The sequence below is a fragment of the Cutibacterium avidum ATCC 25577 genome (genome assembly GCF_000227295.1).
In the GTDB taxonomy this organism is placed as follows: Bacteria; Actinomycetota; Actinomycetes; order Propionibacteriales; family Propionibacteriaceae; genus Cutibacterium; species Cutibacterium avidum.
On sequence record NZ_JH165054.1, the window covers coordinates 1,728,326 to 1,750,271 of the forward strand.

At 63.1% G+C, this 21,946-nt stretch carries 22 protein-coding genes, 3 tRNA genes, 1 other RNA gene and 1 pseudogene; 20 read left to right on the forward strand and 7 right to left on the reverse strand.

Annotation, left to right across the window (positions count from 1 at the left end):
* Positions 1-14 precede the first annotated feature (14 nt).
* Together HMPREF9153_RS07715 and HMPREF9153_RS07720 are read left to right on the forward strand one after the other, a co-directional pair.
* A tRNA-Gln gene (locus tag HMPREF9153_RS07715) sits at positions 15-86 on the forward strand.
* 136 nt (positions 87-222) lie between these two features.
* Positions 223-298, forward strand: a tRNA-Glu gene (locus HMPREF9153_RS07720).
* A gap of 139 nt (positions 299-437) precedes the next feature.
* Here HMPREF9153_RS07720 and HMPREF9153_RS07725 read toward each other — a convergent pair.
* Complete coding sequence (locus tag HMPREF9153_RS07725; protein ID WP_004810977.1) at positions 438-1,157, reverse strand: IclR family transcriptional regulator; 720 nt, start codon at positions 1,155-1,157, stop codon at positions 438-440.
* Positions 1,158-1,277: 120 nt separating this feature from the next.
* Here HMPREF9153_RS07725 and leuC point away from each other — a divergent pair, with 120 nt between their 5' ends.
* The 4 genes from leuC (at position 1,278) to HMPREF9153_RS07745 (ending at position 5,302) form a co-directional block, all read left to right on the forward strand.
* Complete coding sequence (leuC, locus tag HMPREF9153_RS07730; RefSeq protein WP_004810980.1) at positions 1,278-2,699, forward strand: 3-isopropylmalate dehydratase large subunit; 1,422 nt, start codon at positions 1,278-1,280, stop codon at positions 2,697-2,699.
* Between the two features lies 1 nt (position 2,700).
* A complete protein-coding gene (gene leuD, locus HMPREF9153_RS07735) occupies positions 2,701-3,291 on the forward strand; it encodes a 3-isopropylmalate dehydratase small subunit (RefSeq protein WP_004810983.1) in 591 nt (196 codons plus the stop codon).
* A 142-nt stretch (positions 3,292-3,433) separates the two neighbouring features.
* Entirely contained in the window at positions 3,434-4,156 is a 723-nt protein-coding gene (locus tag HMPREF9153_RS07740) for a lysophospholipid acyltransferase family protein (RefSeq protein ID WP_174266668.1), read from the forward strand.
* A gap of 48 nt (positions 4,157-4,204) precedes the next feature.
* Positions 4,205-5,302, forward strand: a complete 1,098-nt coding sequence (locus HMPREF9153_RS07745) for a D-alanine--D-alanine ligase family protein (protein WP_004810986.1) — start codon at positions 4,205-4,207, stop codon at positions 5,300-5,302.
* Between the two features lie 9 nt (positions 5,303-5,311).
* Here the strand turns inward: HMPREF9153_RS07745 and HMPREF9153_RS07750 are convergent, their stop codons facing one another.
* Positions 5,312-5,770, reverse strand: a complete 459-nt coding sequence (locus HMPREF9153_RS07750) for a DUF3515 family protein (RefSeq protein WP_174266639.1) — start codon at positions 5,768-5,770, stop codon at positions 5,312-5,314.
* A 51-nt stretch (positions 5,771-5,821) separates the two neighbouring features.
* Between HMPREF9153_RS07750 and HMPREF9153_RS07755 the strand changes: the two genes are divergently transcribed.
* Positions 5,822-6,784 (forward strand): thiamine-phosphate kinase, encoded by a 963-nt coding sequence (locus HMPREF9153_RS07755; RefSeq protein ID WP_004810989.1) that lies wholly within the window; start codon positions 5,822-5,824, stop codon positions 6,782-6,784.
* A 50-nt stretch (positions 6,785-6,834) separates the two neighbouring features.
* On the opposite strand, the gene HMPREF9153_RS07760 is transcribed toward HMPREF9153_RS07755, so the two are convergent.
* Positions 6,835-7,089 (reverse strand): hypothetical protein, encoded by a 255-nt coding sequence (locus tag HMPREF9153_RS07760; RefSeq protein WP_036980099.1) that lies wholly within the window; start codon positions 7,087-7,089, stop codon positions 6,835-6,837.
* 19 nt (positions 7,090-7,108) lie between these two features.
* On the opposite strand from HMPREF9153_RS07760, the gene HMPREF9153_RS07765 reads away from it, so the two are divergent.
* Complete coding sequence (locus tag HMPREF9153_RS07765; protein ID WP_036979729.1) at positions 7,109-9,481, forward strand: FtsK/SpoIIIE family DNA translocase; 2,373 nt, start codon at positions 7,109-7,111, stop codon at positions 9,479-9,481.
* Between the two features lie 78 nt (positions 9,482-9,559).
* On the opposite strand, the gene HMPREF9153_RS07770 is transcribed toward HMPREF9153_RS07765, so the two are convergent.
* Together HMPREF9153_RS07770 and HMPREF9153_RS07775 are read right to left on the reverse strand one after the other, a co-directional pair.
* Positions 9,560-10,132 carry a DUF805 domain-containing protein gene (locus tag HMPREF9153_RS07770; protein WP_004810996.1) on the reverse strand — a complete coding sequence of 191 codons (573 nt, stop codon included), beginning with the start codon at positions 10,130-10,132 and terminating at the stop codon, positions 9,560-9,562.
* Between the two features lie 152 nt (positions 10,133-10,284).
* A tRNA-Val gene (locus tag HMPREF9153_RS07775) sits at positions 10,285-10,358 on the reverse strand.
* Positions 10,359-10,456: 98 nt separating this feature from the next.
* Between HMPREF9153_RS07775 and prfB the strand changes: the two genes are divergently transcribed.
* The 12 genes from prfB to ssrA all read left to right on the forward strand — a co-directional run bounded on the left by prfB (position 10,457) and on the right by ssrA (position 21,386).
* The gene (prfB, locus tag HMPREF9153_RS07780; protein WP_004810998.1) at positions 10,457-11,563 is read left to right on the forward strand and encodes a peptide chain release factor 2; all 1,107 of its coding nucleotides are present in this window, start codon (positions 10,457-10,459) and stop codon (positions 11,561-11,563) included.
* A gap of 10 nt (positions 11,564-11,573) precedes the next feature.
* The gene (gene ftsE, locus HMPREF9153_RS07785) at positions 11,574-12,260 is read left to right on the forward strand and encodes a cell division ATP-binding protein FtsE (protein ID WP_004811000.1); all 687 of its coding nucleotides are present in this window, start codon (positions 11,574-11,576) and stop codon (positions 12,258-12,260) included.
* A gap of 32 nt (positions 12,261-12,292) precedes the next feature.
* Entirely contained in the window at positions 12,293-13,195 is a 903-nt protein-coding gene (ftsX, locus tag HMPREF9153_RS07790; RefSeq protein WP_004811001.1) for a permease-like cell division protein FtsX, read from the forward strand.
* Positions 13,196-13,241: 46 nt separating this feature from the next.
* The gene (gene smpB, locus HMPREF9153_RS07795; protein ID WP_004811003.1) at positions 13,242-13,724 is read left to right on the forward strand and encodes an SsrA-binding protein SmpB; all 483 of its coding nucleotides are present in this window, start codon (positions 13,242-13,244) and stop codon (positions 13,722-13,724) included.
* 98 nt (positions 13,725-13,822) lie between these two features.
* Positions 13,823-14,878 (forward strand): N-acetyl-gamma-glutamyl-phosphate reductase, encoded by a 1,056-nt coding sequence (gene argC / locus HMPREF9153_RS07800; RefSeq protein WP_004811004.1) that lies wholly within the window; start codon positions 13,823-13,825, stop codon positions 14,876-14,878.
* Positions 14,879-14,889: 11 nt separating this feature from the next.
* On the forward strand, positions 14,890-16,056 hold the full coding sequence (gene argJ, locus HMPREF9153_RS07805) for a bifunctional glutamate N-acetyltransferase/amino-acid acetyltransferase ArgJ (RefSeq protein WP_004811007.1): 1,167 nt from the start codon (positions 14,890-14,892) through the stop codon (positions 16,054-16,056).
* A complete protein-coding gene (gene argB, locus HMPREF9153_RS07810; RefSeq protein WP_004811010.1) occupies positions 16,053-16,985 on the forward strand; it encodes an acetylglutamate kinase in 933 nt (310 codons plus the stop codon). Before argJ ends, argB begins: the two co-directional genes overlap by 4 nt.
* A 10-nt stretch (positions 16,986-16,995) precedes the next feature.
* Positions 16,996-18,195: an acetylornithine transaminase gene (locus tag HMPREF9153_RS07815; RefSeq protein ID WP_036980101.1), complete on the forward strand. Its 1,200-nt coding sequence runs from the start codon at positions 16,996-16,998 to the stop codon at positions 18,193-18,195.
* A 145-nt stretch (positions 18,196-18,340) separates the two neighbouring features.
* Positions 18,341-19,747 carry an argininosuccinate lyase gene (gene argH, locus HMPREF9153_RS07820; protein WP_036980103.1) on the forward strand — a complete coding sequence of 469 codons (1,407 nt, stop codon included), beginning with the start codon at positions 18,341-18,343 and terminating at the stop codon, positions 19,745-19,747.
* Positions 19,744-20,277, forward strand: coding sequence for a DUF1707 SHOCT-like domain-containing protein (locus HMPREF9153_RS07825; RefSeq protein WP_004811017.1), 534 nt, complete (start codon positions 19,744-19,746; stop codon positions 20,275-20,277). Before argH ends, HMPREF9153_RS07825 begins: the two co-directional genes overlap by 4 nt.
* A gap of 97 nt (positions 20,278-20,374) precedes the next feature.
* The gene (locus HMPREF9153_RS07830; protein ID WP_174266669.1) at positions 20,375-20,986 is read left to right on the forward strand and encodes a DUF1707 SHOCT-like domain-containing protein; all 612 of its coding nucleotides are present in this window, start codon (positions 20,375-20,377) and stop codon (positions 20,984-20,986) included.
* 29 nt (positions 20,987-21,015) lie between these two features.
* Positions 21,016-21,386: a transfer-messenger RNA gene (ssrA, locus tag HMPREF9153_RS11610) on the forward strand.
* A gap of 31 nt (positions 21,387-21,417) precedes the next feature.
* On the opposite strand, the gene HMPREF9153_RS07840 is transcribed toward ssrA, so the two are convergent.
* A complete protein-coding gene (locus HMPREF9153_RS07840; RefSeq protein WP_004811021.1) occupies positions 21,418-21,702 on the reverse strand; it encodes a hypothetical protein in 285 nt (94 codons plus the stop codon).
* 6 nt (positions 21,703-21,708) lie between these two features.
* A pseudogene (locus HMPREF9153_RS07845) lies at positions 21,709-21,946 on the reverse strand (recombinase family protein); the annotation flags it as partial.

The window sequence follows — 21,946 nt, forward strand, 5'->3', positions numbered from 1 at the left end:
AGGTGGAACGGCAATGGGGTATAGGGTAATTGGCAGCCCGACTGATTCTGGTTCAGTTAGTCCAGGTTCGAGTCCTGGTACCCCAGCTCGGGAGACTGAAACCATGAAGTTGCGAAAGCGGCAGAATGATTGCTAAGGTTTTCCAGCCCGGTCCGGAAAGGATGCGGGAACAACAGAAAAAGGTTGTCAAAACCCGAACTCGACGGGCATTGATGTCCGTATGGCCCCGTAGTGCAGCGGCCTAGCACGCGGCCCTCTCAAGGCTGAAACGGCGGTTCGAATCCGCTCGGGGCTACCACCAAGTAATGGCCCGGATCCGTCAGGATCCGGGCCATTACTTTCACAGCGGGAAATACCGACGCGGCCATTTCCGAGAATCAAAAAAAGGATGGAAGGGAATTCCCCCGCATCCCAGGCGCACACCGGGACGACCGGCCTCACTTGGCGGAGCGCCTCAGCACCTCGGACAGACGCCCTCCGGCAGCGACGACCGCAGGAGCGTGAATACGTCCGGGCTGGCGGGTCAGACGCTCAATCGGTCCAGAGACGGAGACGGCCGCAATGACCTTGCCGGAGGGGGACCGCACCGGGGCGGAGACCGAGGCGACGCCAGCTTCGCGCTCGCCCACCGATTGGGACCAGCCGCGCTTGCGTACGGCAGCGAGGGTGACCTCGGAGAAGGCGGAGTTGCTCAATCCACGACGGATCTTGTCGCTGTCCTCCCATGCCAGCAGAATCTGAGCCGCTGATCCAGCGTCCATGGACAGGATGGATCCCACCGGGATGGTGTCCCGCAATCCGGTCGGACGCTCGGCGGTGGCTGCGCAGACGCGGCTGCCAGCCTGGCGACGGTAGAGCTGAGCGGATTCACCGGTGATGTCTCGAAGTCTGGCCAGGATCGGTCCAGATGCAGCCAGGAGACGATCCTCGCCGGCTGCCGCTGCGAGCTCTGAGAGCCTCGGGCCGAGAATGAAGCGGCCTTGCAGATCACGACTGACGAACCGATGGTGTTCCAGCGCGCGGGCCAGACGATGGGCCGTCGGACGGGCCAATCCGGTCATCTGAACCAGTCCTGCCAAGGATGCCGGACCCGTCTCCAGGGCAGCCAACACGAGGGCGGCCTTGTCGAGCACGCCCACACCACTTGATTCGTCCATATGGCGATATTAGCGTTCCAAATCCTGATCGTCGAGTCAGAATGGGTCTCGCCAACCGGTGGGGGCTGATGACATGCCACACAACATCGGTGACGAACGACCAGCGAAAGGGAAGACGCGATGGGGAGAACGCTGAGCGAGAAGCTCTGGGACGCCCACGTTGTCAGGCACGGACAGGACGGGGAGCGCGACCTTCTCTACATCGACCTCCACCTTGTGCACGAGGTGACCAGTCCCCAGGCCTTCGACGGACTGCGGTTGGCGGGACGCAAGGTTCGTCGCCCGGATCTGACGATTGCGACCGAGGACCACAACATCCCCACCCTCGACATTCTCCAGCCCATCGCCGACCCGATCTCGCGGGCACAGGTCGAGGCGTTGCGTGAGAACGCTCCTGAGTTCGGGGTGCCGCTGCATCCTCTGGGTGACGCGGACCAGGGAGTGGTACACATCATTGGCCCCCAGCTGGGGCTCACCCAGCCGGGTATGACGATTGTGTGTGGTGACTCCCACACCTCGACCCATGGTGCCTTGGGTGCTCTGGCCTTTGGCATCGGCACCAGCGAGGTCGAGCACGTGTTGGCGACCCAGACCCTGCCGCAGGTCAAGCCCAGGACCATGGCGGTGACGGTTGACGGGGAGCTGCCGGAAGGCGTCACCCCGAAGGACCTCATCCTGGCCCTCATCTCCAAGACCGGCACCGGCGGTGGCCAGGGCCACATGGTCGAGTATCGCGGTGAGGCCATCGAGAAGATGTCGATGGAGGGCCGCATGACGATCTGCAACATGTCGATTGAGTGGGGAGCCCGCGCCGGCATGGTCGCCCCCGACGAGACCACCTTCGCCTACCTCAAGGACCGTCCGCATGCACCCAAGGGCGAGCAGTGGGACGAGGCCGTCAAGTATTGGCGCACCCTGCGTACTGACGACGACGCCACCTTTGACGCCGAGATCCGCCTCGACGCATCCAAGCTCACCCCCTTCGTGACGTGGGGGACGAACCCCGGCCAGGGGGTCCCGCTGGGCGGGGTCGTCCCTGCCGCCGAGGATTTCGAGGATGAGGTGGCTCGTAGCGCCGCTGCTCGCGCCCTGGAGTACATGGACCTCACACCAGGTACCAAGATGCGCGACATCCCCATTGACACCGTCTTCCTGGGGTCGTGCACCAACGGTCGCATCGAGGATCTCCGGCTGGCCGCCGAGGTCATCAAGGGGCGTCACATCGCCGAAGGCACCCGAATGCTCGTCGTTCCCGGTTCGGCGCGGGTGCGACTGCAGGCCATGGAGGAGGGTCTGGACGAGGTCTTCATCAAGGCCGGAGCCGAGTGGCGCGGAGCCGGATGTTCCATGTGCCTGGGCATGAACCCTGACCAGCTGTCACCGGGGGAGCGCTCGGCGTCGACCTCGAACCGAAACTTCGAGGGGCGTCAGGGCAAGGGAGGACGAACCCACCTCGTCTCCCCGGCCGTCGTTGCCGCCACGGCTGTCACCGGACGGCTCTCCAGTCCCGCCGATCTGCCACCCGTTTCCCACGAGGCCTGAGATGGACGCTTTCACCACGCACACCGGAGTTCCTGTCCCGCTGCGACGGGCCAACGTCGACACCGACCAGATCATTCCCGCGAGCTACCTCAAGCGGATCACCCGAACCGGTTTCGAGGACGGCCTGTTCGCCTCCTGGCGCTCCGAGCCGGACTTCGTGCTCAACAAGGAGCCGTGGAGCACCGGCTCGATCCTCATCGTGGGGCCCGACTTCGGTATCGGATCCTCCCGTGAGCACGCGGTGTGGGCACTGCAGAACTACGGGTTCAAGGTCGTCATCGGATCGCGGTTCGCCGACATCTTCCGCAACAACTCCGGAAACAACGGACTGCTGCTCGCCCAGGTGGACCTCGCGGTCGTCGAGAAACTGTGGGACTTCGCCGAGCACAACCTCGGTGAGAAGCTCACCGTCTCCCTCGAAGACAAGACCATCAGCCTACCCGACGGTACGTCCCACCCGTTCGTGATCGACGACGCCACCCGTCAGCGTCTGCTTGCAGGCCTGGATGCCATTGGCGAGACCCTCGAGTACGCCGACGACATCGCAGCTTACGAGGCTCGTCGGCCATCCTTCCTGCCGACGACGGCTTGACCCGTTGATCAACCCACTCATCGATCACCGATGACAGTATCAGTGAGCCGATAGGGTGGGTTGATCCACATCACTCAGGAGGGATACCGTGGCGCTGCCCGCCGTGACCAATCCAGCCGACACCCCTGGTCTCATCTTCCGGATGGGTGTGGGGACGCTGTACCCGCTGGCTCGTACCTTGACGCGGTTCGACCACCACGGTGGCGAGAATCTGCCTGGACCAGGGCCAGCCCTTGTCGTGAGCAACCACGTCTCCAACTACGATCCCATCGTGCTGGGGTCCTTCTTGGTGGCCAATGGTCGTTGGCCGCACTGGTTGGCCAAGAAGGAGTTGTTCTCGGTGCCGATCGTCGGATGGGTGGCCTCGGCCAGTGGTCAGATCTCGGTGGACCGGAAGGGTCCGAATCCGGCCAAGGTCCTCGACGACGCCAAGGCTGGCTTGGACAAGGGCATGACGGTGGTCATGTACCCGGAAGGCACGATCACCGCGGATCCCCTGCATTGGCCGATGACCGGACGAACAGGTGCCGCACGCCTGGCCCTGGAGACCGGTGTACCCGTCATCCCGGTGGGGCAATGGGGACCCCAGGAGGTCATGGGATATAAGGAGATGACCTTCCCCAAACTGTGGCCGCGCAAGACGATGAAGCTGTACTGCGGGACCGAGGTCGAACTGTCGGACCTCCATGGCCATCACGACCGCGCGTCGGTCCGCGAGGCCACCAATCGCATCATGGATGCCATCGACGCCCAGGTCGCCCGTGCTCGCGGAGAGTTCCCGCCGTCGGACCGTTACGACATGCGCAAGGGGAGGCGGGTTCCCAAGTCGGTTGCTCCTGCGCGGCCAGTCGTCGACCCTCGGTGACGTGATGCCTCGGTAGGGTGGGGTGCCGTCATAGCGAAAGGACCTCACATGAATCGCACCCACGTTGCCGTCATCTTCGGTGGGATGAGTTCGGAGCATTCGATCTCCTGCCTGTCAGCGGCGAACGTGGTAGCTGCGATTGACCGTGAACGATTCGACGTCTCCGGTGTGGGCATCACCCCCGATGGTGTCTGGGTGCGATACGGGGTTGACGAGATCCTTGGCCTGCCCAGCACCGGCCAGCTTCCCGTCGTGGAGGTGGGGGATCGCTCCTTGGTGTCGGTCAAGCAGATGCCGGAGGGTACCTGCATCGTTGACACCGAGGGCAACGCCGATCTCGTCCAGGTGGTCTTCCCAGTACTTCATGGTCCTTTCGGCGAGGACGGAACCATCCAGGGTCTGCTGGAGATGGCCGGCGTGCGCTATGTCGGGTGCGGCGTCGCGGCAAGTGCCAACTGCATGGACAAGCACCTCACCAAGATGATCCTGGCCGAGGCCGGGGTTCTCGTGGGTCCCTATGTCGTCGTCCGTGACCATGAGTGGCGAGAGGACCGCAATGCCGTTCTCAAGGCCGCTTCCCGCTTGGAATATCCGTTGTTCGTCAAGCCAGCGCGGGGCGGATCGTCAATCGGCATCTCCAAGGTGATGAGCCCCGACAGGCTGGAAGCCGCCATCGAGGTGGCTCGCGAGCATGACAACAAGGTCCTCATCGAGCAGGGGATCCGAGGCCGCGAGATCGAGTGTTCCGTCCTCGACGGTCACCATGGTGCCGCCCCTCGAGCTTCCGTGCCTGGTGAGATCGTCGTCCATGACCCGGATGGTTTCTATGACTTCGAGGCCAAGTACCTGAGCGGGGAACAGAAGGCCTCCGTACAGGCCCGAGCCAAGCTTGATGACGAGATCCGCAATCGGGTCCAGAAGGTCGCGATCAAGGCGTTCCGGGTGCTTGGCTGTGAAGGACTCGCCCGCATTGACACCTTCGTGGCCCCTGACGGCACCGTCTACGTCAACGAGCCCAACACTATGCCGGGATTCACCCGCAGCTCGGGGTTCCCGCTGATGTGGCAGGCCAGTGGTATGACGTATGCCCAGATCGTCAGCGAACTCATCGAGCTTGCCCTGGAACGTCCTCTGGGACTGCGCTGATCTGAGCCCTCACTGGCAGGGCTGCACCACTGGCACCTTCTTGACGGTGGCCGACAGGTCGACCAAGGCATCGGCCTCCGGGGCGTACGTGGCAGGAACGGTCACCTCGACGTTGCCAGCCCTCCCGATGGTCGTGAAGCGCCAGCCGTCCTCGATCTGCTCGGCGAACCAGCCCACGTCGTTGATGACGTCACATCGCGACGTTGGTTCGAGTTTGGCGGGCTTGTCCACCCCACAGCGCAGCACGATGCGGGGGTCGCCCCAGGTCGCCACCGTCCCGTCATGATCCTCGAGGTTCGCTCCGGCAACCGTCTGTGGCAGATCGGCCATCGCGGCCTGACATCCGGCAGCGGCTGAACCGCTGGGAGACGGATGGGTGATGGGTTCCTCGTTCGAGCACGCTGCTGTGCCGGCCAACAGACAGACAGCCAGCATGGTTGCGCACCGGGTTGCATGATGGATGGGCACGCACTCACGCTAACGTGTTCTCGACCACCAGCCCGGTACCAAGGAGATCCAATGGCCACCACGACGACCATTTCCCAGGTGGGGGAGTTCCCGCTCATTTCCTCCATCGTCAGGGATCTGCCCATGAGCCAGGCCGTCACCCTGGGACCGGGGGACGACGGTGCCGTCTTCCAGGTTGACGGATCTGTCGTCGTCTCGACCGATGTCCTCGTCGAAGAGGTACATTTCCGTCGCAGATGGTCGACGGCTACCGATGTCGGTCGGAAAGCCGTCGCCGTCAATGTCTCCGACATCGAGGCGATGGGCGCTGTCCCGGTCGCCCTCGTCGTCGGATTCTCCGCGCCGGGAGATCTGCCGGCGTCCTGGGCCCGGGAGTTCATGGCAGGAATGGCTGCCGAGGCCGAGCAGGCTGGGGTGAGCGTCGTGGGAGGTGACACGACCGCTGGACCTGTCATCAGCATTGCGGTCACCGTGATAGGCCAGACAGCTGGGATGGCCCCGGTCCGTCGTGACGGCGCCGTGCCCGGAGACGAGGTGGCAGTCGTCGGTCAGCTTGGCCTGGCTGCTGCTGGACTCGTGCTGCTCGGTCGAGGATTCCGGTCACCGCGTGCAGCGGTCTCGGCCCAACGATGTCCTGAGGTCCCTTACGGGCAGGGACGGGTGGCGGCTCAGGCGGGCGCCCACGCGATGATTGACCTCTCGGACGGCTTGTTGGCCGATCTGGGCCACATCGCAGAGGAGTCTGGATTCGCCATCGACGTCAACACCTCGGTTCTCGACATCGAGGAATCAGTGCGGACTGTCGGCATGGCCACCGGGATGGACCCGCTCGACTGGGTGCTGGCCGGAGGGGAGGACCATGCCTTGGCGGCAACCTTTGCTCCCGGCACCGTTCCGGAGGGATGGACGGTCATCGGGCGGGTCCTTCCACCCGACCAGGTCGCCGACCCCACGGTTCTCGTCGACGGCCAACCGTGGCAGCGTGAGCGAGGCTGGACCCACTTCCATTCCTGAGATGACCACGGCATTGACATCGCGTTCGAACGATGACACTCGCTGATCAATCATCTGACTCTCCGCCTGGCCTGTCGGCCACTGGTGGCCATGGTTGATAACGTCAATGGCATGGCGACCCGTGCGTCTTCCCCAGCGCGGTCCCGAAATACGACGGCGAAGAAATCGTCACGTGGCTCGGGCACACGCTCGAACGGAAGCAACAAGAAAACGTCGACCAGCTCGAGGAGCAGGTCGACGCCACCGAGTGCACCCACTTCCACGAATCCGGTGGCCCGAGCGCTGTCGGCAACTTGGTCGGGTATTGCTCGCGGACTGGGAACTATGGTCCGCGGTATCGGTGGACGTCCCGCGGAGCCTGAGGTGACCCACGACGGTACCGGGCTCATGCTGCTGTTGTTGTCGGCCCTGGTAGCCGCTGGATTCTGGTTCGATCTGCCCGGTGGCTTCGGCAACGGATTGCGAATGGGTGTGGCGACGATCTTCGGGTCGCTGTCCTACGCCCTGCCGCTGCTCGGGCTAGCCATGATGTGGCACATCCTGCGTCACCCGGCGACCAACGGCACGGGTGGACGCCAGGTAATGGGCTGGGTGTGTTTCTTCCTCGGCCTACTTGGCGTCGTCAACATTGCCCACGGCCTTCCCCGCCCGGATCGTCCTGAGGCAGTCCGCGCCGCCGGCGGCATGCTTGGTTACATCTCCTCGAGTCTGCTGGCTGACCTGCTGACGAAGTGGGTCGCCTTGCCTCTGCTCATCCTCGTGACGGTCCTGGGCGTGCTCCTCATCGTGGGACGCCCCCTCGTTGACGGGGCCGCACGGGTGCGAAACGCCTCTCGTCGCGCGGTGGCCAAGCCTCGTGAGATCGAGTCTCGCCGGGCCTACGACACCCCTCTGGTGACAGACACCCTCGTTGACCACAATCCTGACGAGATCGCCACACAAGAGATGCCCTCTGTCAAGGGTCGTCGTTCCAGGAAACGCAAGAGCAGCTCCGAGCGCACCGATGAGAGTCTTGACGCGATCTTTGACGCCGAAATCGTCGATGAGCCCCCTTCCGACGTGGCCGGGGATTCCTTGCCGCTCGACCTTCCGACCGGGGACGACGAACCTGCCAAGGAACGCACGACTGCCGGGTTGCCGCAGGGATTCACCGTTCACGAACATGCGGACCTCGAACCCCCGGCCCATGAACCGATGCCAGCTCGCGTCGAGCAATTGCAGCTCTCCGGTGACATCGCCTACACCCTGCCGGCCTCTGAGCTGCTCCATCCGGGATCGATTCCGCAGGCTCGCACGGAGGCCTCTGACGCTGTCGTCTCTAAATTGTCGTCGGTCTTCGACGAGTTCGGGATCGACGCCCAGGTGACTGGCTACTCCCGTGGCCCGACGGTGACCCGTTACGAGGTCGAGCTCGGAGCGGCCGTCAAGGTCGAGAAGGTCACCGCACTGAGCAAGAACATTGCCTATGCGGTGGCATCCCCGGACGTCCGCATTCTGTCGCCCATCCCCGGCAAGTCGGCCATCGGCATCGAGATCCCCAACCGCGACAAGGAAATCGTCTCCTTGGGCGACGTGCTGCGCTCCTCGAAGGCTCGCAATGACCACAACCCGTTGGTCGTCGGCCTGGGCAAGGACGTCGAGGGCGGGTTCGTCATCGCTAATGTCGCGAAGATGCCGCACCTCTTGGTGGCCGGTGCGACGGGTTCCGGTAAGTCAAGCTTCGTCAACTCCCTCATCACGTCTGTGATGATGCGAGCGACCCCCGACGAGGTCCGCATGATGCTCGTAGACCCCAAACGAGTGGAGTTGACCCAGTACGAGGGGATTCCTCACCTGGTCACCCCCATCATCACCAGCGCCAAGAAGGCTGCCGAGGCCTTGCAGTGGGTGGTCCGCGAGATGGACCAGCGTTACGACGACCTGGCCGCCTTCGGCTTCCGCCATGTCAAGGACTTCAACAAGGCTGTGCTGGCGGGAGAGGTCACTCTTCCGCCCGGTTCCGAGCGGGTGCTGGCCCCTTACCCATATCTGTTGGTCGTCGTCGATGAGTTGGCTGACCTCATGCTGGTGGCCCCGCGTGACGTCGAGGACTCCATCGTCCGCATCACCCAGCTGGCCCGAGCTGCCGGCATCCACCTGGTACTGGCCACCCAGCGGCCGTCGACCGACGTCTGCACCGGCCTCATCAAGGCAAACATCCCGTCGCGGCTGGCGTTCGCGACCTCGTCGATGACGGACTCCCGCGTCATCTTGGACCAGCCGGGCGCCGAGAAGCTCGTGGGTCAAGGTGACGGGTTGTTCTTGCCGATGGGTGCGTCGAAGCCGGTGCGTGTACAGGGATCGTGGGTGTCTGATTCCGAGATTCACCAGGTCGCCGCTCACGTGAAGTCCCAGATGGAGGCCCATTACCGCGAGGACGTCGCCGCCCCTACCGCCGAGAAGAAGGTTGCCGAGGACATTGGTGACGACATGGAGCTCGTGCTCGAGGCGGCGAAGCTCGTGGTCGAGTTGCAGTTGGGTTCGACATCAATGTTGCAGCGCAAACTGCGCGTCGGATTCGCCAAGGCCGGTCGCCTCATGGACATCTTGGAGACCCGTCATGTCGTCGGGCCGTCGGAGGGCTCCAAGCCTCGAGACGTGCTGGTGCGCCCTGACGATCTTGACGACGTCCTCGCGAATCTGCAAGCAGAAGCCTGAGGAACCCAAGAACTGAGGTACGCGAGAGGGGTCCGAACGATGTGTTCGGACCCTTTCTGATGTCTGGTGACTGAAGAGTTACTCGGTGACGGGCAGCGGCTCCTTGTCGTAGGACTGCCACGCATTCTCGTCGGAATCCTGGACGAGGTAGACCAGCACCCAGATCCAACCAATGACCGGGATGAGGGAGATGAGCAGCCACCAGCCGGTGTGGTTGGTGTCGTGCAGGCGGCGCACACCGATCGCGATTGAGGGGATGAGAGTACCCAGGAACCAGATGGTGCTCAGGACCGCGTAGAGCCTCGCCGGGTCGTTGGGGGTCCCGTCCATGGCGAAATTGATCGCATTGAGGATCATCTCGACCAGGATCGAGAAGAGGAAGATCCACCAGTACTCGGATCGGGATGCCCGCCCGTTGAAGACGGCGTAATTCTTGAAGAAGAGTTTGACGGCGCGGCCGAAATCGACGTGCGGCCTTCGGTGGTCCTCGCCAGACGGGTCACTGTGATTGGAGTAAGGATCTGGAGCCTGGTAGGGATGAGCGGTCACAGGCTGTCCGAACTGGTCGAAACCGCCTTGCGCGTGGCTCTCGCTGGGCCACTCCGGGCCGCCAAAATAGTCAGGTTGCTGTGGGTGGTTCGGCTGTGTCATGCGAACTCCTTATTCATCAATTGACGGCAGCAATATTCAGGATACCTGAATGGCACAGCACCGTCACAGCGTACACAACCAGACATGCAAAGGTGGTTCGTAGCCGCCAAAACGTAGTACCTGACCTGAATGCGATCTGCGGCGCGCAAGGGTGGGCGCAGCCGGGCTCGAACCGGCGACCTCCAGCGTGTAAGGCAGGCGCTCTGACCAACTGAGCTATACGCCCCGGATGCACCACTGTACCGAGTCGTGGGTGTGAGCACACCGTTCGGGGTCGGCGTCGACACGGTGAGTTGTCGTTGTGCCCCTGTAGAGTTGGCTGACGTGGCATTGGTAGACCTTCAACAGACTGTCGAGGAGCTCGACACATCCCTGTCCTCGATCGAAAATGTTCTCGACCCCGAGGCCAAGAAGGCCGAGATCGCGGACCTCGAGGAACAGGTGGCCGCCCCGAACCTGTGGGATGACCAGGAGAACGCTCAGCGGGTGACTTCGCGGCTGTCTGCCCTGCAGGCTGAGATCGAGCGCCTGGAGCGGCTGCGTTCGCGCATCGAGGACGTCAAGGTTCTGCTGGAGTTCGCAGCTGATGGCGATGACGCGGAGTCCCTGGCGGAGGCGACGAGCGAGGCAGCCAAGCTTCGCGAGGAGATCGACGCTCTCGAGGTTCGCACCCTGCTGTCCGGGCAGTATGACGAGCGTGAGGCGGTCGTCACCATCCGTTCGGAGGCTGGTGGCGTCGACGCGGCTGACTTCGCCGAGATGTTGCTGCGGATGTACCTGCGTTGGGCCGAGCGTCACGGTTACAAGATCGAGGTCCTCGACACTTCGTACGCAGAGGAGGCGGGCATCAAGTCCGCGACTTTCGTCGTCCATGCTCCCTTCGCCTACGGCACCTTGTCGGTCGAACAGGGCACTCACCGTCTGGTGCGTATCAGCCCCTTCGACAACCAGGGACGTCGTCAGACCTCCTTTGCCGGTGTCGAGGTGCTCCCCGTCGTCGAGGAGACCGACCACGTCGACATTCCGGAGTCGGACCTGCGCGTCGACGTCTTCCACGCGTCCGGCCCCGGTGGCCAGGGAGTCAACACCACCGACTCGGCTGTCCGCCTGACCCACCTTCCCACTGGCATCGTGGTGAGTTGTCAGAATGAACGTTCCCAGATCCAGAACAAGGCTGCTGCCCTTCGAGTCCTGCAGGCCAAGCTGCTGGAGAAGGCTCGCGAGGAGCAGGAAGCCGAGATGAACTCTCTGAAGTCGGAAGGCAACTCGTGGGGTGCCCAGATGCGCTCCTACGTGCTGCATCCGTACCAGATGGTCAAGGATCTGCGCACCAATCACGAGGTTGGCAACACCGACGCGGTCTTCGACGGCGACATCGACGACTTCATTGACGCCGGCATCCGTTGGCGTCGCAAGAACGAGACTGACTGACGGGACAGACGTGATCACCTTCGAAAACGTCACGAAGACATATTTCGGACAGAGTCAGGCCGCTTTGTCCGACGTCAACGTCGACATCGACAAGGGGGAGTTCGTCTTCCTCGTCGGCCAGTCCGGTTCGGGCAAGTCGACTTTCATCCGACTGATCCTGCGCGAGTACCGCCCGACGAGGGGAACCCTCTACGTCGCCGGTAAGAACCTCAATCAGCTGAGGTCGTGGAAGGTGCCGGCCCTGCGTCGTCAGATCGGTACGGTATTCCAGGACTTCCGCCTGCTGCCGGGCAAGTCGGTCTACGACAACGTCGCCTTCGCGATGCAGGTCATCGGCAAGTCGACCAAGGAGATTCGTACCGTCGTCCCTGAGACCTTGGAACTGGTCGGCTTGGACGGCAAGGAGAAGCGGATGCCCGATGAGCTCTCCGGTGGTGAGCAGCAGCGCGTCGCCTTGGCCAGGGCCTTCGTCAATCGTCCCAAGATCCTCATCGCCGACGAGCCGACCGGAAACCTCGACCCTGATACTGCCGTGGGCATCATGAAGGTCCTTGATCGCATTAACCGCACTGGTACCACGGTTGTCATGGCCACTCATGACTCGACGATCGTCGACCAGATGAGACGACGAGTCATCGAGCTCGAGTCCGGACATGTCGTCCGGGACGAGAACGAGGGCGTTTACCGCAACTCCTGAGATCCCCGACACGAGACAGAACGAGGAAATACATGCGTCACACCTTGCGAGAGACGTGGTCCGGGCTGCGCCGCAATGCGACGATGACCCTGGCCGTCATCGTCACGATGTGGGTTTCCCTGTCCCTGTTCGGGGCGGCCCTGCTGGCCACCCAGCAGGTCGACCTGCTCAAGGGCAAGTGGTATGACAAGGTCGAGGTCTCGGTCTTCCTGTGTGTTGACGGCGTCTCGGGGGCGCAGTGCTCGGGGGAGAAGGCCGCCACTCAGGCTCAGAAGGACGAGATTCGTCAGGCTCTGCAGACCAATCCCCAGGTCTCGCATGTCTACTACGAGTCCAAGCACGAGGCCTTCCAGGAGTACCAGCGCATCTATGCGGATTCACCGGTCAAGGACGTTCTCACCGAGGACACCATTCAGGACTCCTATCGCGTCAAATTGGTCGATCCCCAGCAATATCAGGGGGTGGTGACGGAGGCGCAGGGCCTGCCCGGTGTGCAGTCGGTCGTTGACCTGCACAACGTGTTGGACCCGATATTTCTGTGGATGAATGCCCTCAAATGGGTGACCTTCGGAATGTCGGCGCTCTTGTTGGTCGCTGCGGCCTTGCAGATTGGCAACACCATTCGGATGGCTGCCTTCGCCAGACGTCGCGAACTGGGCATCATGAAGTTGGTAGGTGCTTCGAACGCGTATATCCTCATGCCCTTCCTCCTGGAGTCCCTCATCGCGGGTCTCATCGGAGCGTTGCTGGCCTGCCTCACCCTCGCCTTGGGCGCCGACTTGGTGGTCATGCGCAAGATGGCTCATTCCATCACGACGGTGGCGTGGATTGGGTGGCCTCAAGTGTGGACCTCGATCGCGTGGATGATCGTCGTGGCCATCGTGTTGTCTGTGGCACCGGCCTACATTGCGACCAAGAAGTACCTCAGGGTCTGAGTTCCTCCGTATAGGATGGAACGTCCTGTGTCGAAGGAGGTCCGCCATGCCCAGGGAACAGGGTGTCAAGGTCGTCGCGCGTAATCGTCGCGCTACCCACGACTACACCATCGGTGACAAGTGGGAGGCCGGGCTCGTCCTACAGGGCACTGAAGTGAAGTCCTTGCGCGCCGGCAAGGCTACCTTGACCGATGCTTTCGCCCAGGTCGATGACAGGGGCGAGGTGTGGATGTACAACCTCCACATCCCCGAGTACGCCTTCGGAACCTGGCGCAACCACGACGTCATGCGCAAGCGCAAGCTGCTTCTCAACAAACGCGAGATCGCCAAGCTGTCGCGGGAGGCTGACGGCCCGGGCAAGACGATCGTCCCGCTGCAGCTGTACTTCAAGGACGGTTACGCCAAGGTCGAGATCGCCGTCGGTACCGGCAAGAAGGACTGGGACAAGCGTCAGGCCATTCGTGAGCGCGACGCCAAGCGTGAGGCGCAACGAGCACTGGCGAATCGCGTGCGCAACCGCAAGCGCTGAATCGTTGACGACCGCCACCGCGCTCACAGTGCGGTGGCGGCATTCTGACTCCACATTGTGAATGCGAATTGGAGGAACATGCGTTCTAGTGTATAACTATGCACATGAGCGCAAAAGGATTCACCGTCGCGGTGGTTGGAGCTTCCGGATACGCGGGAGCTGAGGTCGTGCGCTTGCTGGCCCAACACCCCGAGCTGACGATGGGGGACCTTGCCGCGCACCGGCAGGCTGGCCTCCCAGTGGGCCAGGCGATGCCACACCTGGCCGGGGTGGCGGGGGAACGGACGCTGTCCGAGATTGACGTCAATCGGTTGGCGAGCCATGACGCCGTCGTGCTGGCCCTTCCGCATGGCGCCTCTGGCAGGATTGCCAGTGAGCTCAGCGAGGTCAATCCTGATGTTGTCATCGTCGATGCCGGTGCAGACTTCCGGCTGTCGTCGTCCTCGGACTGGCAGCGCTGGTACGGCGGCGATCATGCCGGCACCTGGACCTATGGTCTTCCGGAACTTCCGCTGGCTGCCGGCGGTTCGCAGCGCAGCAACCTCGTCAGGGCCAGGCGGATCGCCGGACCCGGCTGCAATGCCTCAGCGGTGGCCCTCGGTTTGGCGCCGCTGGTCGACCTCGTCGACACCTCTCAGACGGCAGTGACCCTGGTAGTGGGGACCTCGGGGGCCGGGAAGTCGAGTCGTCCGGACCTCACCTTCTCCCGCATGAGTGGGGGAGCCCACCCCTATTCCGTCGGCAATGCTCACCGGCATATCCCCGAGATCATGCAGTCCCTGCGTACCTCGGGTGCCACGGATCCGCACCTGAGCGTCAGCGCCGTTCTCGTCCCCATGACCCGTGGAATTCTCGCGGTGTGTACCGCACCGTCCCAGGCCTCGACCGCGACACTCGGCGGACGCCTGCGCGAGGTCTACCACGACGAGCCGCTCATTCACGTCACCAATGCTCACCCAGACACTCATGACGTCGCCGGATCGGCGATGGCGCACATCAATGCCGTCGGTGACCTCGACAACGGTCTGGCCACCGTCGTCGTCGCCCTCGACAACCTCGTCAAGGGCACCGCCGGTGCTGTCGTCCAGAGCCTCAATCTGGCCATGGGACTCCCCGAGACAGCGGGGCTTCCCATGGTTGGCCTCAATCCGTGACAGGAGGATTCATGTCCGTTACCTATCCGCTCGGATTCCGCGCCCGTGGCGTCCAGGCCGGGCTGCGAACCAAACCGGCCCCGGATCTAGCGTTGATCGTCAACGACGGCCCTCGCGACACCGTCGCCGGAGTGTTCACGACCAATCGCGTCAGTGCCGCTCCCGTGCAGTGGTCTCGCCAGGTTGTTTCTGACCACAAGGCACGAGCGGTCATTGCGAATGCAGCTGTCGCCAATGCCTGCACCGGAATCGACGGCCTGACGGACTCCCAGTGCGAGGCCGAGCATGTCGCAACACTGGTCGGTTGTCAGACTGACGAGGTGGTCGTCGCCTCGACAGGAGTCATTGGTGTGCGACTCGACATGCCCTCAATCTTGGTGGGAGCCACGACCGCGCACACCTCCTTGGACAGGGGAGACGCCGTTGACGAGTCGGCGGCACGAGCAATCATGACGACCGACACCGTTCCCAAGTCCGCCACCGTCGAGAGGAATGGGACACGATTCGGAGGGATCGCCAAGGGGGCAGGCATGTTGGCTCCCCAACTCGCGACGATGCTCGTCTTCCTTACCACCGACGCCGTCGTGGACCCCGAGGAATTCCAGGACGCCCTGGCCCAGGCGTGTGACGTCACGTTCAGCCGCGTCGACTCTGACGCCTGTATGTCGACCAATGACACTGTCGTTGCGATGTCGTCCGGGGCATCCGGCGTCAGCCTCACGGGTGATGCCCTTGTCTCTACCCTGACCGACTTGTGTGCAACCCTGGCTCGCCAGCTCGTCGCCGATGCCGAGGGATCCCACCACGACGTCAAGGTGACCGTCCACGGAGCGACGAGTACCGAGGCTGCGGTGGCCGTCGCACGCGAGGTCACCCGATCCAACCTCGTCAAGACCGCCATTGCCGGCAACGACCCCAACTGGGGACGAATCCTGGCAGCTGTCGGATGCGTGCCCGAGGACGTGGCCCCCTACGATCCCGACGCGGTGGACGTCTCGGTCAACGGCATCCAGGTGTGCAGATCGGGAGGGATCGGCGACGACCGCGATCTCGTTGACATGAACCCGCGAGAGGTCCACATCGACATTGACCTGCACGCTGGTGATGCCGAGGCCGCGATGTGGACCAATGACCTGACCCACGAGTACGTCGAAGAGAACAGCGCATACACATCATGACCCTTGCCCTTGACATTCCCCTCAACGATTCACAGTTCTCGGCTCAGCGAAAGTCAGAGGTGCTGGTTGAAGCGCTACCTTGGATCAGACGGTTCCAGGGCCGGACCGTCGTCGTGAAGTACGGTGGCAATGCCATGGTTGACCCGGGCTTGCAGCAGGCCTTTGCCGACGACATCGTCTTCATGGCGTCGGTGGGTATCCGTCCGATCGTCGTCCATGGCGGTGGACCTCAGATCAACGCCATGCTCGCCGAATCCGCGACACCCGTGGAGTTCCGCAACGGTTTGCGGGTGACGTCTCCCGAGGTCATGGAGGTCGTCCGGATGGTGCTCGTGGGCCAGGTCGGCCGTCAGCTCGTCAACCGGATCAATTCCTACGCACCACTTGCGGCTGGCATGTCGGGCGAGGATTCCGGATTGTTGGCGGCGCGGAAGTCTCGGGTCATCGTTGATGGGGAACGGATCGACATGGGCTTGGTCGGAGACATCGTCGACGTCAACACCGAACTCATCAACTCCATGTTGGATCGCGGGCAGATCCCCGTCATTGCCCCGGTGAGTCCCGAGGTCGACGAGGCCGGCCGACCGACCGGGCAGGTCCTCAACGTCAACGCTGACGCCGCTGCAACCGCCATCGCCCAAGCTCTGTGTGCCGAGAAACTCGTCATGCTGACGAACGTTGCTGGTATCTACGGCGCCTGGCCGGATCCGCACACCCTCATCTCGGAGATCTCGGACACGGATCTGCGCGCCATGATCCCTCGCCTGGGGGAGGGGATGCGGCCCAAGGGTCAGGCCTTACTCGACGCCATTGACGGCGGGGTCGCGAGCGCGGCAATCGTCGACGGACGAATCGAGCACGCCTTGTTGTTGGAGATCTTCACCACCAGGGGAGTCGGAACGATGGCCCGGCGCGATGACTACGTCTGAGGGGATGACGATGACTGACGATCAGACGACTGGCACTTGGCGGGAGCGCTACCGGCGCGACCTGCTCGGCGTGTTCGGCAGCCCCCAGCTGTGCCTGGAACGCGGTCACGGTTGCGTCGTCGTCGACAGTGACGGCAAGGAGTACCTCGATCTGCTCGGCGGTATTGCCGTCAACGCCCTGGGCTATGCGCATCCCGCATGGGTTGAGGCCGTCAGCCATCAGGCCGCGACCCTTGCCCACGTTTCGAACTTCTTCACCACCGGGCCGCAGCTCGACCTTGCCGAGAAGCTGTTGGCCCTGGCCAAGGCTCCACAGGGATCCGCGGTCTTCCTGTCGAACTCGGGTGCCGAGGCCAATGAGGCGGCGGTCAAGATCTGCCTTGCCCGTGACCCCGGTGGTCGAATCATCGCGCTCGAGCATGCCTTCCACGGCCGGACCCTGGGTGCTCTCTCGGTGACGCACAAGATCGCCTACCGTCAGCCCTTCGGCCCCTCAGCCGTTGACGTGACCTTCGTCCCTGCGGAGGACCCCGATTCTCTCGCCGCTGAGTTGGACAAGGGCGACGTGGCCGGGGTCTTCGTCGAGCCGGTTCAGGGAGAGGCCGGGGTCGTGCCGCTGTCAGTGGCGTACCTGCAACGGGTACGTGAGCTGACGGCCTCCCACGACGTCCTTATGGTCGTTGACGAGGTGCAGTGTGGGATGGGGCGCACCGGTCACTGGTTCGCTCACCATGGCGCTCACATCACACCCGACATCATGACCCTTGCCAAGGCTCTGGGCGGCGGCTTCCCCATCGGGGCGACGATGACCTTCGGACCCGACGTCTCCGGCATTCTCTCCGCCGGACAACACGGGACGACCTTCGGCGGCAACCCGTTGGCCTGCGCGGCGGCCTACTCAGTCATCAACACCATCGAGTCCGAGGATCTGCTGGCCCATGTGCGTCAGATCGGTACCTTGCTGTCGTCCACGCTGAGGCAGTGCCATCCTCGCATCACCGAGGTGCGGGGCAGTGGCGCCTTGCTCGGTGTCCAGTTCGATTCCGAGATTGCTGCCGACCTCGTCGTTGCGGCCCGCGACGCTGGGTTCATCGTCAATGCGGCCAATCCGTCGACGCTGAGGCTGGCCCCTCCATACATCCTGACCACGGAGCAGGCCCAATCCTTCGTCGACGCCCTCCCCGGCCTCATCGACGCGGTGACCGTCTGACAATCTGGTCGGGGTCCCCGGGAAACGCCACAGATGAACGGGGGCGGTCATGGTGGTGGGTAAGCTGAAAATCACGTCCCCGAGTGAGGAGTTCTTCTTGACCACCGAACCGCACGACCACAACCGGAACAGCTCTGACCGTCCGATGGCATTGTGGGGTGGACGCTTCTCCGGTGGGCCGTCCGACGCATTGGCGGCCCTGTCCGTGTCGACCCAGTTCGACTGGCGGCTGGCGCGCCACGACATTGCTGGCTCCAGGGCCCACGCCGGAGTTCTCCACACCGCGGGTCTGCTAGACGACGAGCAGTACCAAGGCATGATCGAGGCCCTCGACAGGCTTGAGGACGATGTCGTCTCCGGACGATTCGTCGCCGGCCCTGATGACGAGGACGTTCACACCGCCCTCGAGCGCGGCCTCATGGAACGAGCTGGTGACGATCTTGGCGGACGTCTGCGTGCTGGTCGCTCTCGTAACGACCAGATCATTGCGCTGCTGCGGCGGTATCTGCGTGAGGAGGCTCGTAGCCTGGCCGGCGAGGTGCTGGAACTGGTCAACGTGTTGGCGCGACGGGCCGAGGAGGCTGGTGACGCCGTCATCGCTGGCCGTACCCACATGCAGCACGCCCAGCCGGTGCTGTTGGCCCATCATCTGCTTGCTCACGCCTGGCCACTGGTGCGCGACGTGCAGCGTTTCCGTGACCTCGATGCCAGGATGGACTGCTCTCCGTACGGCTCGGGGGCCCTTGCGGGGTCGTCACTCGGTCTGGATCCGGAAGCCGTCGCACGGGACCTCGGGTTCTCCTCGTCTGCTCCCAACTCGATCGATGGCACCGCGGCTCGCGACGTTGTTGCCGAGTTCGCCTTCGTGGCTGCCCAGGTTGGGGTTGACCTCTCGCGGCTCAGCGAGGAGATCATCATCTGGAATACCCGCGAGTTCAGCTACGTCACCCTTGACGACTCGTTCTCGACCGGGTCGTCCATCATGCCGCAGAAGAAGAACCCCGATATTGCCGAGCTCGCTCGTGGCAAGGCGGGCCGACTCATCGGCGACCTTGCTGGTCTCATGGCTTCCCTCAAGGGCATGCCGCTGGCATATGCGCGGGACCTGCAGGAGGACAAGGAGCCGGTCTTCGACCAGATCGATCAGCTCCATCTGCTGCTTCCTGCCGTGACCGGGATGATGGACACCGCGGTGTTCAACACCGAGCGCATGGCCGAGATGGCTGGTCAGGGATTCTCCCTGGCCACCGATGTCGCCGAGTGGCTGGTGCGACAGGGGGTGCCGTTCCGCGTCGCTCATGAGCTTTCCGGGGCATGTGTGCGTGAGGCCGAGTCCCAGGGCAAGGAATTGGCCGATCTCACTGACGACGAGCTGGCCGCCATTGATCCCCGACTCACCCCGCAGGTCCGTGAAGTCATGACGGTCGAGGGGTCGGTGCGCTCCCGGTCCGGACGCGGTGGCACTGCCCCCGTCCGCGTGGCCGGACAGACTGCTGAGTTGCGAGATGCTGTTTCGCAGTTGAGTGATTTCGGGAGGGACGTGTCCCGATGAGTTCCGGGTGGCGACCGGAGAATGCCTCGCTGCGGGTGACCAACAAACAACGCGAGAGAGTCCTCGACCACATCAATGACGCCTACGCCCACGGAGTGATTGACGACGCGGAGCGAGAGCGTCGCACCGAGATAACCTTGTTGGCGCGCACTCGGTCCGAGCTTGACCAGGGCTACCGCGGGCTGCCGTCCTTCAAGCCATCGGTTCCGGAAGCCATCAGGGCACCCCTGCCTGACATTCCTGCCGAGAGGACGACGAAGGGCGTCGGGCTGTGTGCCTTGTCAGTATTCATCAGCGGACCAATCGGTCCGGCCATTGGTGTTGCGGTGACGAGGAGGGGATCCTGGGCGCGACGCAGGGTGAAGCGCCAGTTCATCACTCAGGTTGTGTTCTTCGCCTTGATGGGCTTCTTCGGTGCGTTCTCTCCTTCCGCATTCTCTGGTGGCAGCGCGGCGCTCGGTACGGTCGTACTGATCTGGATGATCGTGACCATCGTCCAGGCGATTCGCGGATTCGAGGGACAAGACTGAGACGCTGGTCTGTGTTCATGCTGTGGCCCTATGACCGCGGTCGGTGTCGAGGTGGCCTTCATTGGTTTGGGCAACGGACCGAATCACGATGGATGTCGTGAATAGTTGTCAGCCGTGGCGGTCGGGAGAGGATCAGTGGCTCGTCAACGACGCTCAGCGTGATCGAGTCGTTGACTTCTTGCGAAATTCCTATGTCGACGGTCGTCTGTCGCCTGCTGACTTCGAGGACAGGGTGAGTCGTGCCCTGGCTGCGGTGACACGAGCTGATCTCAATGCGACCCTGGCTGGTCTGGCTGTCATCGGTGGTCGGGCCCGTTCCTCTCAGACTGCACGTATCGCTCCTGGGGAATCGTTGGCTGCCGGGCTGATCGGGTTGTCTCCGCTCTTCCTCGGGCCGCTGGGTCCGATGTTGGGTGTGGCGATTTCGCCTCGAGGTTCCTGGACTCGTCGTCAAGTTGCTCATCAGGCCAATTTCCAGGTGCTTGCCTTGTTGTTGGCCATGGTTGTGTTGGGGGTTGTTGCCAAAACGGGCATGCTTGTCATCGCCTTCCCCCTCGTCGGAATGGCGTGGTTCGCCGGGACGATCACTCACGCCGCTCGTGCCTTCGAGGGTGTCGAGTGGACGAATCCGCTGCTCGACGCGATCCCGCTGAAGTTCTTCGACGACGGTCGACGTCGGCTGACGGGTTCGGTGGCTCGGGGCCGATGAGGTAGACTTGACTGGTACAACACCATAGAGGGGATGACTGGTTTCGACTTGGAATGGTTGTTCCAGGAGAAGCGGGCCGAGGACCCAGGGTCAACTCGTTAACGACCCCTGGAAACCTATAAGTGCCGAGAACACTCGCACTGACTTCGCTCTCGCTGCCTGATCAGTGATCGAAGGGTCAGCCCGGATGTAGCCTTCCGTCCGGATTCTGGCCTCGTTTAGAAGGCTTGCTGTACAGCCGTGGTCACGGAGGCTGTACGGGACTTTTCCGTGACTGGGCTTGTCTGCACCATGTCGGTGTGAGTGCAGGAGCCGAGTAACAACGACAGCATCGACTGCGCCCGGAGAATGTCTGGACGGTCTTTCAAGGACGCGGGTTCAATTCCCGCCATCTCCACCTGAGGGGGAAGTGTCGAACTCTCGTGAGAGGGTCAGCTCTTCCCCCGTTTCCTTGCCTGCATGAGGTTCTCGTGCGTGATCTCCTTCCCGTGGTCGTGGAACCACGACGCGATGGTGAGCGTCTCGCCACCCGCGAAGATCTTGTCGACGGAGTACTCCAGCAGCAGCTTGCGCGTCTGGGGATCTTCCATCATGGCCTTGGCGTAGCGCCGGTAGAACTCCCTGATGGGCCCCTCCTTCTCGGTCGGCGTGGCCCTGACGCGCTCCAGCTGGATCGCAGCCCCCAGCTCCTCTTTTTGCTCGCGCAGCGACGTCATGGCGGCCTAGGTATCTTCGTTGAAGATGCCCATCCCGATGGCCTTGACGAAGTTGGCCAGCTTGTTCTCCACATCACGGCGACGCTCCTCAAGACCTTCCAAGATCGCATCTTGGCGCCCATGGGTCTGCTTGTAGTGGTCTGCCAGATCCACAGCCAGGCTCGCCAACATCTCGGTGTCGTCGAGGAAGCCCTGGATTATCTGCGCGGCGCGTGCTTCCAGCTCATCCTTTACCGGCTCTTCA